Source organism: Catelliglobosispora koreensis DSM 44566, assembly GCF_000379685.1.
In the GTDB taxonomy this organism is placed as follows: Bacteria; Actinomycetota; Actinomycetes; order Mycobacteriales; family Micromonosporaceae; genus Catelliglobosispora; species Catelliglobosispora koreensis.
Genome location: NZ_KB903254.1, coordinates 145,520 through 160,178 on the forward strand (window position 1 = coordinate 145,520; position 14,659 = coordinate 160,178).

15 protein-coding genes are annotated in these 14,659 nt (G+C 65.6%); 2 read left to right on the plus strand and 13 right to left on the minus strand.

Features of this window, described 5'->3' with window-relative positions:
• Window positions 1-59: 59 nt before the first annotated feature.
• On the plus strand, window positions 60-1,424 hold the full coding sequence (locus tag A3E1_RS0115575) for a collagen-like triple helix repeat-containing protein (protein WP_020521713.1): 1,365 nt from the start codon (window positions 60-62) through the stop codon (window positions 1,422-1,424).
• Here A3E1_RS0115575 and A3E1_RS47115 read toward each other — a convergent pair.
• The 5 genes from A3E1_RS47115 to A3E1_RS0115600 form a co-directional block, all read right to left on the minus strand.
• Window positions 1,305-1,847 carry a hypothetical protein gene (locus tag A3E1_RS47115; RefSeq protein ID WP_157631537.1) on the minus strand — a complete coding sequence of 181 codons (543 nt, stop codon included), beginning with the start codon at window positions 1,845-1,847 and terminating at the stop codon, window positions 1,305-1,307. The two genes, A3E1_RS0115575 and A3E1_RS47115, sit on opposite strands and share 120 nt — an antisense overlap.
• Window positions 1,844-2,425 carry a DUF4352 domain-containing protein gene (locus A3E1_RS0115585; protein WP_020521715.1) on the minus strand — a complete coding sequence of 194 codons (582 nt, stop codon included), beginning with the start codon at window positions 2,423-2,425 and terminating at the stop codon, window positions 1,844-1,846. The genes A3E1_RS47115 and A3E1_RS0115585 overlap by 4 nt, the downstream gene beginning before the upstream one ends.
• Entirely contained in the window at window positions 2,422-3,060 is a 639-nt protein-coding gene (locus A3E1_RS0115590; RefSeq protein ID WP_026208476.1) for a hypothetical protein, read from the minus strand. The genes A3E1_RS0115585 and A3E1_RS0115590 overlap by 4 nt, the downstream gene beginning before the upstream one ends.
• A gap of 66 nt (window positions 3,061-3,126) precedes the next feature.
• Entirely contained in the window at window positions 3,127-3,849 is a 723-nt protein-coding gene (locus A3E1_RS0115595; protein WP_020521717.1) for a PIG-L deacetylase family protein, read from the minus strand.
• Between the two features lie 21 nt (window positions 3,850-3,870).
• On the minus strand, window positions 3,871-5,373 hold the full coding sequence (locus tag A3E1_RS0115600) for a DNA polymerase Y family protein (protein ID WP_040390920.1): 1,503 nt from the start codon (window positions 5,371-5,373) through the stop codon (window positions 3,871-3,873).
• Window positions 5,374-5,594: 221 nt separating this feature from the next.
• Here A3E1_RS0115600 and A3E1_RS40475 point away from each other — a divergent pair, with 221 nt between their 5' ends.
• Window positions 5,595-6,320, plus strand: a complete 726-nt coding sequence (locus A3E1_RS40475; RefSeq protein ID WP_020521719.1) for a hypothetical protein — start codon at window positions 5,595-5,597, stop codon at window positions 6,318-6,320.
• Here the strand turns inward: A3E1_RS40475 and A3E1_RS44775 are convergent.
• From A3E1_RS44775 to A3E1_RS0115645, 8 genes are read right to left on the minus strand one after another with little or no spacing between them, the layout of a single operon-like run.
• Window positions 6,307-7,308: an ArsR/SmtB family transcription factor gene (locus tag A3E1_RS44775; protein ID WP_020521720.1), complete on the minus strand. Its 1,002-nt coding sequence runs from the start codon at window positions 7,306-7,308 to the stop codon at window positions 6,307-6,309. The two genes, A3E1_RS40475 and A3E1_RS44775, sit on opposite strands and share 14 nt — an antisense overlap.
• A gap of 47 nt (window positions 7,309-7,355) precedes the next feature.
• Window positions 7,356-7,637, minus strand: coding sequence for a DUF1905 domain-containing protein (locus A3E1_RS0115615; RefSeq protein WP_020521721.1), 282 nt, complete (start codon window positions 7,635-7,637; stop codon window positions 7,356-7,358).
• Between the two features lie 50 nt (window positions 7,638-7,687).
• Window positions 7,688-8,344 carry a hypothetical protein gene (locus A3E1_RS44780; protein WP_020521722.1) on the minus strand — a complete coding sequence of 219 codons (657 nt, stop codon included), beginning with the start codon at window positions 8,342-8,344 and terminating at the stop codon, window positions 7,688-7,690.
• The gene (locus tag A3E1_RS0115625; protein WP_020521723.1) at window positions 8,334-8,933 is read right to left on the minus strand and encodes a hypothetical protein; all 600 of its coding nucleotides are present in this window, start codon (window positions 8,931-8,933) and stop codon (window positions 8,334-8,336) included. Before A3E1_RS0115625 ends, A3E1_RS44780 begins: the two co-directional genes overlap by 11 nt.
• Window positions 8,934-8,979: 46 nt before the next feature.
• Window positions 8,980-9,660 (minus strand): hypothetical protein, encoded by a 681-nt coding sequence (locus A3E1_RS40490; protein WP_020521724.1) that lies wholly within the window; start codon window positions 9,658-9,660, stop codon window positions 8,980-8,982.
• Between the two features lie 9 nt (window positions 9,661-9,669).
• Entirely contained in the window at window positions 9,670-12,108 is a 2,439-nt protein-coding gene (locus A3E1_RS0115635) for an AMP-binding protein (RefSeq protein ID WP_020521725.1), read from the minus strand.
• Entirely contained in the window at window positions 12,105-13,145 is a 1,041-nt protein-coding gene (locus tag A3E1_RS0115640) for an ABC transporter ATP-binding protein (RefSeq protein WP_026208478.1), read from the minus strand. The genes A3E1_RS0115635 and A3E1_RS0115640 overlap by 4 nt, the downstream gene beginning before the upstream one ends.
• Window positions 13,142-14,647: an ABC transporter permease gene (locus A3E1_RS0115645; RefSeq protein WP_020521727.1), complete on the minus strand. Its 1,506-nt coding sequence runs from the start codon at window positions 14,645-14,647 to the stop codon at window positions 13,142-13,144. The genes A3E1_RS0115640 and A3E1_RS0115645 overlap by 4 nt, the downstream gene beginning before the upstream one ends.
• Window positions 14,648-14,659 lie beyond the last annotated feature (12 nt).

A 14,659-nucleotide genomic window follows, 5' to 3' on the forward strand; every position in this document is an offset into this window, starting at 1 on the left:
GTGACCCTACCCGCCGCCTCGTGAAAGCGAAGACCCCTTAAATGCGGTAGCGTGCGCGAGTGTTTGCTGTGATCGCCACCGCTGTGCGCCTGTTCTTCCGGCATTGGCCGGTGATGTTCGCTTTGCTGCTGCTGGGGTTTGCCCTCCGGGATTTCCTGCTTTGGTGCGCCGTATGGGCCAGCAACATCCATGCCGCGGTCGGCATGCTCGTCTTCGCCACGGTTCCGCTCAGCATGCTTGGCGTGATGGTGATCATCATGCGGATCGTCCGCGCTTCGCTGCCGGGCCCGGCGGGTCAGTCCCTGGACGCCTCTCCGCCAGCCCCGCTCACCGGGCACATGGCTAGCGTTTTCTTACCGTTCCTCGCGGTTTACGCGGCCTACGAGTTCCTGGATGACGACAGGCGCACCTACTTCTACCGCATCACCATCGAAGAGATCTTCAGCAACTTCGGCGGTGACAACGCTCTGGACGAACGGCTTCCGTTCAGTCTCAACCCCACGGTCATCATCGTCGTATCGGTGGCGATCGTGCTGCGGTGGCTCATCGGCATCAACACGAAGGTGAAGTCCTGGCGCCTGATCGGTTTCCTGCAGGCCTATTTGGAAGTCATCTGGCTGACGCTGGCCGTGGCCGTCATCGCCGGGGTGAAAGGCCCAGCGCTGGAGTGGACCGAGCACCGCCGGCTGTGGGTCTGGGCGGACCAGACCCTGAACAACGCCATCGACGCTCTAGGCACGTTCGCCAGCTTTGGCCACCAGATCAAGACGTGGACCGGCAACATCCTCGCCTCCATCGACACCGTCATCATCGTTCCGCTTGCCTGGCTGGCCATCGGCGCCGTCATCTTCGGCTTCCGGATCAAGGCCGCGGACCAGCGGGACGAAATGAGCAGGCAACTTCAGCGCAAGTGGAACCTGCTGCCGTCCGCGCTAAAGCGCGTCGCCCGTCCACTTCGGACAGACATCGAGGACAGCTTCACCCCGCTCGCCCGAGGGCTACGCATGATCCGGCAGGCTGGGATCAGGGCGATGCTGCTTTTCTGCCTGGCGTTCGTCATCGCCGATGGCATCTCGGCCTATCTCGGCGAAGTCGAGCGCATGCTGGTTGGCCCCAACGAAGTAGACGTCGTGTGGGCACCACTTTCGGTCGTGTTCTCGCTCATCAACCGGATGATCGAGATGACCATCATGATCTGCCTGGTCGCGGCCGCTGTGGACTTCGTGCTCAGCAAGCAAGAGCCGGAACCGGCTGGACAGCCGGCCCCGGCTCAGCAAACGCCGTCACCGCAAGGGCAACCCGGCTCAGCCCCGGAAGGGCAACCGGGCGTAGTAGGGGTACCGCATGACCCAGGACACCCGGACAGCGGCGGGCTTGGCACCCCCGGGCAACACGAAGTAGGTCGCCACCCGGTAATGGGTTGACCCCTTATCTTCTGGGCTGCAGTTCGCGATGCCGCTGACGCCCTTGGCCCGGCTCAACTCAGCCGGGCCATTGCCGTGTAGGCGGCCCTGGTCGTCTTCGAGCTCCAGTTTGCAGACCGCGGCCGCGTCGGGCTCGGTGAGCTTGTATTCGATGACAGCTTTCCAGGCGGTCACCCCGCTGGGCAGCACGACAGCCTTGCCACTGGAGTCTTTGGGAACCGTGGTGGTGAGCTCCACCAGGCGCATCTGGACACCTTCCAGCGTGGAGAAGCCTTCGGCGTTGGTGCCGACCGCGACCAGCGCGCCTTTGTTCCAGAAGCGGTAGAACGAGTCGATGTAACCGAGCCCGACCGCCAGGGCGAGCAGCGGAACGATGGACACGAGCGACACGAGATTGCGCCGCCACCAGCCTTTGGGCGTCATCGCTTCACCGCCGGGTCATAGGTGACGGTCTTGGGCTCCACCCAGGGTGCCCCTTCCGTGGAAGTTAGCGGGATCTCCACCATGCCCTCCATACGCACCTCAAAGCCTTCCTCGGTGGCGAACCGGATCGACATGCCGGGCCCGAGAGCGGACCGGGCGATTTCGAAGACCACCTCTCCCTCAACCGGAATGCCGGGCTGCAGGCGCACGGCGGACCGCTCAACCATGTTCTGGGTGACCCGGTCGGTGGCGGCGAAGGTGCGCCCGTCACCTGATTCCAGCTGGGCGAAACCGATGTGGGTTTCCTTGATCGTCGCGGTGAAGCTCACCCGCGCCAGGACAAAGACACCACCCGTGGTGAAGGTCTTGCTACCTTCCTTGAGTTCCGTGGCGTACCTGACGCTGATCACCTTGGCGCTGAACTGGCGCGTCGTCACGATTTCACCGACCGGACCGGAGGTGATGAACGGGCGCTCGAAGAAGTCAGCGTTAGGAGTGACCGTCTTGATGGCATAGCCAGCCGCGAGGACAAGAATCAGCAGTATTCCGGACAGCGTCCGGGAGCCGGCTTTCTTCATGACTGTGCCGCCGGCTGCGTAGTGGCCCGCTGGTCGTCAAGCGGGACAACGACTTCGACGTTCTTAGCGTCGTCGATGTGCCAGTCCTCATAGGTGGTGAACGAGTCGCCCCGCCACAGCATGCTCTGGATGTGGATAGTCAGTTCCTTCGCGGGCGCGGTGCCGGGCTTTTGCTCCCAGTAGAACTCCACTTCCTCCGGAAGACCCGGGTGCAGCATCAAGGTGGTGTTGTTGTCCCGCTTGAGCAGCACGCCGGCCGGGGTCGTCATGGGCAGGCCACCGACCTCGCTCTCGTTGACGATGCCGGTAACACCGGTGAGCCTGATGATGTCGCCGAGGCGCAACCCCCGGCCACCCCCAGCCGTCCACGTCGAGTCGGCCGTGATTTCCACCTTGGCCGTCACGGTCAGCAGCTGATTTCCCTTAGACAGCGTGAACATCTTCGGGTGACTCGCGATCACCCGGGCAGAAAGGACGGTCACCTTCCACGTCGGCATGACGATTTCGGTGCCCGGCCTGACCGGTGGCTTCTTGGCGTCGTCTAGCCCGCCGAAAAGACCTGACAGGGCCAGGGCTAGAACCCCGGCCGCCGCCCCCCACGTGCGCATGGATTGCCCGGCGAGACCCGCCGCCATCCGTCTTGAAAATATCGCTCTTCCCCCAGCCACGCTGGGAGCATACTCATCCTCGCGTTTGCGCGCTTAACCGAGACGGATCAGCTCGAAAGCGGCAGCCCTTTCGCCGCCAAATCGTTGCGCTGTGAGATCAGCCAGATACTCAAGGAAGCCACGGGCGTTGGCCATCGGGTGATCGCCTAAGGCGTCCAAATATGCCTTGTGCTCCTCCAGCGAGGCGATACCTTTGTCCATTGTGGACGCGATGCCAACGGCATGGCCTGCGTTTGGTGAGCCTGAGACAGCGGCATAACGCACGCTGCCCCACGGGTCACCGCCCACGCCCGGGAAAATCCAGCGGTTGCCGGCATCACCGATCGCATCCAGGACAGCACGGCCCGTGTTGCGGTGATCCGGAGAATTCCATCCGCCACCGCCCGGCCAGGTGTCGTGGTAGTTCATCGTGAGCACCAGCTCGGGCTGATGCTTGCGGATAGCGGCAGCGATATCACGGCGCAAAGCGACGCCGTACTCGACGACACCGTCCTGGTGGTCCAGAAAGTCCACAATGGACACGCCGACACGGTCCGCGGCGGCGCGCTGTTCGGCTTCCCGCAACGGAGCGCACTCGTCTGGGTGCAGGGTGTCTATTCCGGCTTCGCCGCGCGTGACCAGCAGGTAGCGCACGTCTTTGCCTTCGGCCGTCCAGCGGGCGATCGCCGCTGCCGCGCCGTATTCGAGGTCGTCGGGGTGCGCCGCGATGGCAAGCGCTCTGTTCCAGTCTGACGGCATCGGTTCTAGCTGTTCCATAGGCACCAGTCTGCCTGGGCGCTAACGATAATGCTCGGAGAAGTCGTGTGGCAGGTACCAGCGTCCCTGCGAAAGAACCAAGGTAAAGGCCCGCTGATCCCTGAGCACCACCTGCAAGCGGATGACCCGGTTGCCCTCGCCCGCGGGACTCCACCACCGTTCATCGACCGGCCAAGGGCCCGCCCAGTTGACTACCTCTAGCCGGGACTGTCCGATCACCACTAGCGCGGGGTCGCCGCTGAGCCGCAGGCGCGCGTCGACGCGTACCAGCTGGTGGTGGGTATCTAGCACTTCAAGGTGTGCTGGCTCGGGCAAAATCGCCGCCGGAGCGGGCGGGGGCAACTGACCGGGCCAAGGGCCGGCCGGGCGATCCGGGACACGCTCATCACCCCACGGCACCTGTGACCCTCGCGTACGCGGATCACGGCCACCGCCTTCCACCGCGATGATGACGGACTCCGGGCCCAGGAGACCCTGAAGGCGGTGCATCGCCCGGTGCGCCCGGTCTTGCTCAGCCCCGGCTTCGCCCCACAACCCTGGCTGCAAACCGGCTTGAGCGAGCACTCCCTCTGGCAGGAGCCGCAAAGCCACGATGCCGCAAGCCAGCCGGCCGCTGGTGAGCCAGCCTTCCAGCTGCCACCGGGTGCGGTCGGCGATCGCGTTCGCGGTGAGCACTCCGTCGTGTCGCCATACCCGGTAAAGCTCTTGTCCCTCAGCGGTTATCGCCACGATGGCCAGGCGGGTGCAGACGAGGCCGAATCCGGCAAGCCGTGCGTGCAACCGTTCCGCTAGCGCGCGAGCGGCGAAGGCCGCGCGGTCCACCCGTTCCACCGGATCGTCGAACCGGTCTTCTACTTCCAGGTCCGGTGGCGGCTGCCGCACCGCGAGCGGACGGTCGTCCTTACCCGCCGCGAGCCGCTGAGCCAAGGCGGCGTCCAGCCCGAAGCGGGCGAGCACGTCACCCGGCGGCAGCGTGGCGAACTTGCCCAGGGTCCGCACTCCCAAGCGCCACAACAGATCGGCGAGCTGTGGCCGCTCAAGTGTTGAAATCGGCAGCTCAGCTAGGAAGCGGGAAGTTTCCCCGGGAGCGATGAGCTGACCGGCCCGTGCCGCCAGAAGCGCCGCGAACGCCCCGTCAGCGATGCCGATCTGGGCCTCCACTTCGCACTCGATGGCGATGTGCTCGACGATGCGTTCAGCCGCGGCGGCTTCGCTCTTGTAGTACCTCGCCGGGCCTTTGGCCGAGAAGGCACAGACCCCCGGCCGCAACACGGCCACCCCGGCGGCCAGTTCTTCTACCGCCGCGACTACCGGCTCGAAGACCCGCATATCCCGGCCCGGGTCATAGTCCACAATGGATAGTTCCGGGCAGCGGGCTTGCGCGTCGCGTTTCTTCAGCCCTCGCTTCACCCCTTCGGACCGCGCTTGCGGGGAACAGGCGACCACCTTGTTCGCGTGCATCACCGCCACAGGGCCGGGCACACCACTGGCGACGACGGGCCAGTCCGGGCACCAGACGAGCATCGTCCGGATAAGCGAACTTGCGCGCCCGTCGTCCGGTTTTCCCAGCCCAGCGACGGCTCCCACGCTCTTAAGATAGAACACCTGTGCGTAAAAGCGTGGATGCGGGCCGGAGCCCTGTGAACTTTCGGCGAGCGGCGAAAGTCGTTGAGCCGCCGGTGCGCGAGCGAGATCGTGAGCCGGCGGCGCGAACTGTCGCGCCGCGACTCACTTAGGAGGCTCGTGTGCATGGACGCATTCGATTTCCCGCTCTGGCCCTGTCACTCGCGATGGCACTCGGCATGACCACCGCTACACCGGAACTGGCCAGGGCAGACACGGCTGGGGCACGGCAGGTCGCGTTTGACCCGAGCTCCCACCCTTACGGCCGCAGCATGCAAGAGTGGTACCGAGATTGGTGGCGCTGGGCGATCGCCATTCCGTTCGACCGCCATCCGAGCCTGGATCCCACCGGTGCCCGGTGCACGGCCGATCAAAACGATCGCCACGCCTGGCTTCTCGGGGCGCAAGGCACTTTTACGAGCGTGGATCGCTCCTGCACGGTGCCCGCGCGCCGGGCCGTCGCTCTCGGGCTGTCGGTGTATCTCAACGATTATCCGTGCCCGGATCCGGGCTTCGAGCCAGCGCCAGGGCAGACGCTTGAGGAGTTTCTCACCGAGGGCGCACGCCAGACCATCGACACCGTTGACGCTCTCACGCTCACCGTCGATGGAACCGTGGTGCCCAACGTGTTTAGCCACCGGACCACGACGCCATTGTTCACCTTCACCGGTGACGTGAGCATGCGGCAACTGGACCCGTGCATCACCGGCACGCCACAGCAGGCGGTGGCCGACGGCTACTTCGTCCTGCTCAAGCCAATGAAACCCGGTGTGCACACGGTGGTGTGGACGGTTCATCACACCTTCGGTTACGCCTACACCGTTCGTTACACCCTCACGGTGCGGTGACGCCCGTGTAGCCGAGCATTGCCCGGCCGAGGGCGGTAACGTTATGCCGCACCGTATTGCGATGCCGCCGGCTCTCGACGAGCCCGGCCTGGCGCAGCACAGTGGCATGTTCCGATGTGGACGGTGCGGATAGGCCAAGCCGGGTGGCGAGCAGGCCGGTCGTGATGCCCGGCTCGGTGGCGATTACCTCAAGCACCGCGGCACGTGATCTCCCGATGAGGGCATGCAGATGGCCCATGCCGTGCTGAGAATCAGGCCCGGTTAGCACTTCCAGTGCCGTCACGGGATCGTCGAGGGCGGGGACGAACAGCAACGCTGGACCGTCCCCGCCCAGCTGCCAGAAAAACTCCGGCCGGTAGCAAAACACCGATGGCGCGATCTGCAATCCACGCCCCAGCAGACGGGCCGCGCCCGGCACAGGCGCGCCAACGACTTCGAGAACCGGCGCGCGCCAGCGAACATGCGGGGCAAGACAGCTGAACAGCCCTTCCACCCCACCGAGCGCCATCGCCTCGACATAACGAAGACGGTGCGCGTCCAGGTGCCGTTTCATGCGCGGCCACAGGTTCGAGATAGTCCCGCTGAACGCGTTATCGACCCCAGCGGCCAGACGCGCCCGGGCAGCACGGCGTCCCCGGGCCAGATCACTCGTCCAGCTCGGCAAAGAAGAGATGCGAGCGAGATGTTCCAGCTCTCGTCGCAGCGCGGGAGCCGGGGCCCCGGCGACGGCCGCGGCAGCATGCTCCCGTTGGGAGGCGGGGCTAAGGATCGTCATCAGATCGAGCATTCCGTTGGGGTGGAACAGCTCAGCGATGTGTTGCGCCGGGCCGCCGATCTCGCGCCGGGCGCGGCGGCGCCACGTGCCGAACAGCAATGGAGTGCGGCGGCTTTGCAACGTTCGTAGCGCGAACAGTGTCTCCGCCAGCGATCCGGCGTTGATGACGCCGGTTCGCATCAGATCATCAGCGGTGAATTCGATTCGCTGCACCTCGTGCAAACGCCTCAGCCACCCGGATCCGTTGCCCGCGAACGCCGCTAAATGGTGAGGTGAACGGTGACCACATCGCCGACGTCAAGGTCCTCGGCTTTGCGCACGGCGGTTTTCACCGGCACGATGTAGCGCCCATCTTTAGGAAACAAAGAAGTGGTCCACTTGGCTTTTCCTATGCGGGCGCTCACCGGGATCATGCCCCAGCCATAGCTGACCATGGCGGCCATTTCTTCCAGTGCCGCGCATTCCGCCTCGGGAACCGTGACGAAATGCCAAGGGGCGGGCCCTTTCCAAAACCAGATCTCGCCGGTGAATTTCAGATCCATCGGCCCAGAATAGTGAAGGGCGCTGTGTTCACAGCGCCCTTCATCGATGGTCAGCTGATAACAGTCTCGAAGAGACGGCGGTAGTTGGAAAACAACTGCCGCAGTTCCTCGGTGTCGGAGCTATCCGCATTCCAGCTTTCCAGCTCCTGCTCCCTTTGTTCCAAGGTCGCCTTGAGACTGGCGATCGCCTCGGTAACCAGTGTTCTGGCTTCCGCGGCGGCCGACGCTGGATCGTCAACGAAACGCATCTGGATCGCGTCCCAGCGATGGCGCAAATCGCTCGATGACTCGACCTCAGCGCTCCCGACCGCCGAGCCACCATCGGGAAGCCACGGCTCTGGATCCGTTACCGGATCAGAATCGGGTTGCCCCGCGGCGTCAACGTCCGCGGCCGGCTCGCTGACAACTTCCGTGTCTGCTTCGCTGGCAAGCTCAGTGTCCTCACGGGAAAGTTCGGCTTCCTCACGGGGAAGCTCAGTCTCCTCGCGCTGAACGGGAAGCTCGTGTTCACGGGGGCGTTGCCCGTCAGGGTCGGTCAAGGCGTCGACCCGGTCGGTCAGGCTGTCTGACGGCTCGGGCTCCTTGTCTGACTCAAGTTCCGCGCGCTCTGCCTCAAGCTCGGCGCGCTCCTCGGTGGGCTCGGCCAGATCGTCCATTGGGGGGTGTTCGTTTTCACGGGGGCTCGTTTGCTTGGTGTCATGCGGCATTTCGGGCCCTCCTTGGTGACGGTGATGGCGATGACGGCGTGGTCATGGGCTGTTCGGCCGGGTCTTCGCCAAGCAGGCCGGTGACGATGGTGCGGTAGTGCACGATCGCCTGGCGCAGCTCTTCGGTGTCGGCGTCGCCCTGGTCGTGTCGCTGGGCGATGTCATGTGCGGTGCGGTAATCGGCGAGGGTGCGGGCGTGCTCGACCGACAGCAGCGCGGCTTGTTCGTCGAAATCCTTGGTGGGATAACCGATTTCGCTGAGCAACTGGGTCACGAACCGGTCCGCCTCGGCCACCGCTTCATGCGGCGCTTCGGCGAAGTGGATTTGCAGCTGCTGCCATTGCTGGACATAGCTGTTTCTCTCCTCGGGCGACAGCTCCCGCAACCGCAGCTGGGCATGCCGCTGTTTGCGGTCACGGAGTTCGTGCTCTGCCGCGGATACGGTGTCCATTTCGGAGGCCAGGCGGTCGTATTCTGGCCCGAACTGACGGCGCAGTGCTTCCCGCCTGATGTATAACCAGGCCAGGACGGCTGCGATGATGAGGAAAGCGAAGCCCGCGATAATCAGGACTAGCTCCATGGTGTTCATGAGAATCGCTCCTTTCACCCAGAGCTATGCCCCGAACGCGCCGCGCTTAACCGCCCACGGCATAAAGGTGGCGAGGCTCGCTGGCCCGGTTGGGTTTGCCGCACGTGTGCTCACCGTTAGGACAGGTGCTCGGCAACGCGATGGTGCCCGATCGTGGGCGCCCGGCCGAGCCACGGCCCTTGGCGTTGATGGTGATTTCCCGGCAGCGCAACCGCCCTCGCCCGTGGTTTGGTCCATACCAGACAGGGTTTTCGGTGGTGAGGGTCAGCTCGGCTCCCTCCCATCCGTGTGCGGACAAGACGATCAGCGAGCCGTTGCGCTGACGGACCCGCGCCGCGAGCTGTGCCCGCACCGACGGGGCGACCCGGCCGGCTGGGGCGATGGCCACCAGATCGAACCCATCGAGCAAAATGGAGGTCACGGCCGTCCACTCCGCACCGGGATAGGGCACCAGCACGAGCCGGTCGAGCACCACCCCGAGCTCTTTGGCCGCCATGATGCCCAGCTGCGGCAGGCCGGCCACGGCACACCAGGAGCCGGCTTGAGAAGCGGCGGCGAGCGTCGCGAGCAGCAGCGAAAGCGCCCCCGGCCCAGGGGTGATGGCCAAAGTGGTGCCACGGCGCAATCCCTGCCCGGGAAAGAACTGCGTCAGCTCAGGCAGCAGCGGAAAGGCTTGATCGGTGCGCTCGCTCGCGCGCCAGACCAGCCCTGCCAGTTCCGCCTGCACATTCGAACATTAGTTCCAATGACGGAGCGTAGTCAAACGCGGGTGCAGGCCATTCTTGATCCGGCGGTACGCCAGTGTGACCGCAGAGCTCACCCGGCCGATCACAAAAGTGACCGCCACGCCCACGACCAGGGATGCGGCGAAGCCGGCGACCGGTGGAAAGTCGAGCAGCCGTGGGAACACCTGCCAATGTGTCAGATAGATGTAAAGCGACGATGCCGCGAGCACGCCAGCGATCCGGTTAACCACGGTGACACTGGGTATGGACGGAATCCAGGTGAGGGCGATCAGCCCGGCGAACATGATGGCTTCCCGCAACGGGTGGCCATGAAAGCCGGGAATGGTCGCCGCCGCCGCGATGGTCACGACAGCCCGCTGCTGCCACGAGGTTGCTTTGGCCGCCGCCCAGCCCAGGGCGAACAGCCAGATCACGACGAGCGGGGTCGCCAGCTTCGCCCCGGCGAACAGTCCATATCGCGTGACCAGGCCGGCCATCATCACCGCCATCGGGAAAGCGAACGGGTGCCGTCGTTCGAACCGGTCCAGCCAGGGAATGGCCAGCAGCCCCAGCGCTCCTAAGAGGACGTAGACGATGGTCTCGATGAACCAGAAGTCATTGAACACGCCCCGGTTGAGGAAGTTGTGCAGCAAGAAGATCTCGGCCGGGCCATAGGCGTCGGAGATGAACGCCGCGGCGAAGGCGATCCAGCAGATGCTCACGAGCGCGATGCGGCGCACGCTGCGGACGATGGCCTGCATCCGGGCGCTGTGCCCAGCCGCGGTCAGGTGGAAGCGGGCGAAGTTGAAGCCCGCGACCGACAGCAGCAGGTGTGCCCCACCCGAGACCGCGAATAGCGCCGAGTGGGTGCCCACGACCAGCACGATGGATACGGCGCGCAGGAAGACGCCTGTGTCCAGGGCCGCGATCCGCTTATGGGGACGCCGCAGGGCGCGCAGGTCCTTGATCGAGGTGGTGTGCCAGTCTGGCGGCAAATGCCCGAGCGCTTCTTCGAGGCGGACTGACATCTCCACATAGGACAGTGAGTCGCCGCCCAGGCTGACGAACGAACTGTCCTCCGGAACCGTCTCCAGCTCAAAGACTTCGGCGAACAGGGCCGCGAGATCCGTGCCGGCGGCTTGCCCGCTGGGATGCAGCAAGGCCCGCATGGCTTGGTAGTCGGGCTTTCCGCTGGAGAGCCGGGGCAACGCGGTCACCCGGTGCACGCTGACCGCGCGCGCTGGAAGCTGACACGCCTTCGCCGCGAGGACCCGTGTGTGCCTTGGCTCCCCCGTTGTCACGACGGCGATCTTGCCGTCATCGTCCAGGCAGGACGCCATGATGCCTTGCTCGGCAAGCTTTTGCTCCACCAGCTCCAGGTCGATCCGCAAGCCGAATACCTTGGCGAACCGGTTGCACCGCCCCACGATCTCAACCAACCCCTGGGGTGTACGCCGTGCGAGGTCCCCCGTGCGCAAAGCGTGCACGGTCCGCCCGTGTGCCAAGTCAGCCGGCCCAGACGCGTAACCGAGCATGACGTTGGGCCCGTGGTAAATCAGCTCGCTCGTCTCGGGGTCGATGTCGAACGATCCGCCCGCAACGGCGACGCCCACACAGTGCGGATCGGTCAGCGCACGCGCTGGCGGCAGATAGGCCATGCGGGCGGTCGCCTCGGTCTGCCCATACATGACGTAGAAGTCAAAACCCTTACGTCGCCCCAGTTTCGCGTAGTGCCGGACGCGGTCAGGCGCCAGGCGCCCACCGGCCTGCGTGACGTAACGCAAGGACGGCAGGTCCATCTCGCTAAAGCCAACGCGGTCGAGCAGGTCAAACGTGTGCGGCACGCCAGCGAAACTGGTGCAGCCCGTGGAACGGACCGTCTCCCAGAACTCCGGTTCCGTGACGGACCGTTCGGTGAGCACGAGTGAAGCGCCACGCAGCAGATGACTGTTGATGACGGAAAGCCCGTAGCAGTAATGCATCGGCAGCGTCGTGGCCGCGCGGTCGTCAGCGGTCAGCTGAAGGTAGCTGGCGATCGATTCGGCGTTGGAGCGCAGGTTAGTGTGCGACAGCCGCACCAGTTTCGCCGATCCGGTGGACCCTGACGTGCTCAGCAGCATCGCCAAGTCGGGGTGCAGCGTGTGCGCCGAACCGGTGCGCCGTTCTTGCACCGAACCGGGCCCGATCACCACGTCGGGGTCGTAAGCCTCGATCAGTTCAGGCGCAGATGGTGCCAGCAGCACGACATGCCCGGCGTGCAGGGCACCGAGGTAGGCGATGATGGCTTCAGCCGTGTTGGCTCCGGTCATCAGGACCAGACGGCGCCGCGATCCGAGGCGCTCACCAAACCGCGAGACGCGGGAAGCCAAAGCGGTGTAAGAGATCTCGCCCTCGGGAGTCACCAGGGCGGTACGGCTGCCGTGCGCGGCCAGGTTAACGAGAACGTTCATCGTGGGTAGGCCAGGGCTTCACCTAGCACCGTCACCGTGACTTCGTCACCGATCACCGGACTGGCCCCCGCCTCGCCGAATACACGTGCACTGACTTTCAGCCCATCGGGCAGAGCCAGCAAAAGCAGGGCGTCATGCCCGTGGAAGTCACGCCGCAGCACCGTGGCTGTGACACCGTCTGAAGTGCCCGCCGGAAGCAGCTGAAGTTGCTCGGGGCGCAGGAAGACCGTGACCGCGTCGGAATGCCCGTTCTGGGGCGCTGTGAGGCGTACCCTCCCCAAGGGGGTTAAGGCATTTGTTCCCTCGGCCGCGGCGGGCAGCAGCACCGCCTCACCCACGAAGCTGGCCACCCAGGGATCGGCGGGCCGGCGGTAAACGTCGGCCGGTGCTCCACTTTGGACGATCACCCCGGCGCGCATGACCGCGAGTTCGTCAGCCATGGACAGGGCCTCGCCCTGGTCGTGTGTGACGAGCACGGCTGTCGCCCCGTCGGCGTGTAAGGCGGCGCGCACATCGCGGCGCAGCTCGGCCCGTAACGCGGCGTCCAGCGCACTGAACGGTTCGTCCAGCAGCACCAGCGGCGGTTTCGGCGCCAGCGCCCGCGCGACCGCGACCCGCTGCTGCTGGCCGCCGGAAAGCTGATGCGGCATGCGGTCTTCGTAGCCCGCGAGCCCAACCAGCTCAAGCGTTTCGGAGATCCGCCCCGAACGGCGCGCGCCGCGGTCGAGGCCATAGCCAACATTGCCCGCCACCGACAAGTGCGGAAACAAGGCCCCGTCCTGTGGTACGACGGCGATCCGGCGCCGCTCTGGCGCGAGATGCAGCCCGGGCCGGGCGACAACCTTGCCACCGACCTCAATAGAGCCCGCATCGAGACGTTCAAACCCGGCGATGCAGCGCAGAAGCGTTGTCTTGCCACAGCCAGACGGGCCGAGCACGGCGACGAGCGAGCCCGAAGCGACGGTCAGGTCCACTCCCGACATCGCGGCCACCGCCCCAAAAGCCTTACGCCCTCCCGTAACGTGTAACGAACTCATGCGGAAATCACCTCACGGGATAGGGCCCAGGTCGGGATCGCGGCGATGAGCACGAGCAAAGCCGCATAGGGTGCCGCCGCGGCGTATTCGCTCACTGAGGTGTGCGTCCACAGCTCGGTGGCCAAGGTGTCCATTCCGGTTGGCCGCAGCAAAAGTGTCGCTGGCAGTTCCTTCATGCAGGTCAAAACCGTCAGTGCGGCACCGGCTCCGACACCGGGCAGCGTGAGCGGCAACGTGATCGTGCGAAACACGTAGAGCGGCCGCCGGCCCAGGGAACGGGCCGTGTCTTCCAGCGCTGGCGGGGATTGAGCCGCCGCCGCGTGCACGGCTCCGACGGCCAGCGGCAGGAACAGTGCCGCATAGGCCAAAGCCAGCAGCCAGACCGTTTGGTAGAGCGAATACGCGACGTTGATGCCGAAGAACACGAGCGATAGTCCAATGACGACACCGGGCAGGGCGTGCCCGAGATAGGTGAGCCGTTCCAGGCCAGCGGAAAGGAACCCGGGTGACCGGGCGGCATAGAGCCCGACGGGCAAGGCGAGCAAGGTGGTCAGGAGTGCCCCGGCGACCGAGACGAAAAGTGAGTTCCCTGTCGCGGCGGCGATTTCGCCGAGCGAGCCGGGGCGCGACACTCCTGCGCTGAGCCAGCGGATCAGGCTGGCGGCCGGCATGCCCAGGGCCAGTGCGCTCACAGCGGCCAAGGCGGCGATGAATGGCCAGCGCAGGCCGCGCAAGGCGATGCGGGTGGGCGGCCGGCTGACCCCCGGCCGGGCATAGCGCGCCCCTTTACGGCGCGTCAGTCCTTCGCCGGTAAGGAGAAGCACGGTCAGCACGACGAGGACGGTCGAGAGCACGAGCGCGCCCGTCCGGTCGAACCCGAGGCTGAACGCCGTGAAAACAGCGCGCGTGAACGTGTCCACGAGCACGATCGACACCGCGCCGAAGTCGGAAAACACATACAGCGCAACGAGAAGCGCACCGGCTGCCACGGCTGGCCGCACCTGCCGCAGTGTCACGCCCGTGAACGTGCGCCACGCTCCCTTGCCTAGCGCACGGGACACTTCTTCTTGCGCCGCGTCGGTTCCGCGTAACGCTGCCGCCACGGGAAGAAAAACGTAGGGGTAGGAGCAAAGCGTGAGCACCAGGGCGGCGGCCCAGAATCCGGAGAAGCCGTCGACCGTGGACACCCACGAGAACCCGGCGACATAGGTCGGCACGGCCAGGGGAAGCGCCGCCAGCACGCCGAAACCCCGGCGCCACGGCAGGTCTGAGCGCACGACGAGGAAGGCCGATCCGACCCCGATCACGACGCAAGCCAGCGTGACGACGAGTGCTAGGCCAATGCTGCGGGCGGCCAGCACAGCGGTCCGTTGGGTGAACACTTCGGCGGCGATGCGCGGCCAGCCTGCCTCGCCGGCCCGGATCGCCAAGTAGCCTAAGGGAATCAGGCCCACCGCGACCGCTATGAGGGACGCGGCCAGCAGGACCGGCCGCGCCCGCACACTCCGCAGCGT

Bases quoted from the DNA above. Each gene is read 5' to 3' on its own strand.
- A3E1_RS47115 (WP_157631537.1), bottom strand. From the start codon at position 1,847: ATGACGCCCAAAGGCTGGTGGCGGCGCAATCTCGTGTCGCTCGTGTCC.
- A3E1_RS0115585 (WP_020521715.1), bottom strand. From the start codon at position 2,425: ATGAAGAAAGCCGGCTCCCGGACGCTGTCCGGAATACTGCTGATTCTT.
- A3E1_RS0115590 (WP_026208476.1), bottom strand. From the start codon at position 3,060: ATGGCGGCGGGTCTCGCCGGGCAATCCATGCGCACGTGGGGGGCGGCG.
- A3E1_RS0115595 (WP_020521717.1), bottom strand. From the start codon at position 3,849: ATGGAACAGCTAGAACCGATGCCGTCAGACTGGAACAGAGCGCTTGCC.
- A3E1_RS0115600 (WP_040390920.1), bottom strand. From the start codon at position 5,373: ATGCTCGTCTGGTGCCCGGACTGGCCCGTCGTCGCCAGTGGTGTGCCC.
- A3E1_RS0115615 (WP_020521721.1), bottom strand. From the start codon at position 7,637: ATGGATCTGAAATTCACCGGCGAGATCTGGTTTTGGAAAGGGCCCGCC.
- A3E1_RS44780 (WP_020521722.1), bottom strand. From the start codon at position 8,344: ATGCCGCATGACACCAAGCAAACGAGCCCCCGTGAAAACGAACACCCC.
- A3E1_RS0115625 (WP_020521723.1), bottom strand. From the start codon at position 8,933: ATGAACACCATGGAGCTAGTCCTGATTATCGCGGGCTTCGCTTTCCTC.
- A3E1_RS0115635 (WP_020521725.1), bottom strand. From the start codon at position 12,108: ATGAACGTTCTCGTTAACCTGGCCGCGCACGGCAGCCGTACCGCCCTG.
- A3E1_RS0115640 (WP_026208478.1), bottom strand. From the start codon at position 13,145: ATGAGTTCGTTACACGTTACGGGAGGGCGTAAGGCTTTTGGGGCGGTG.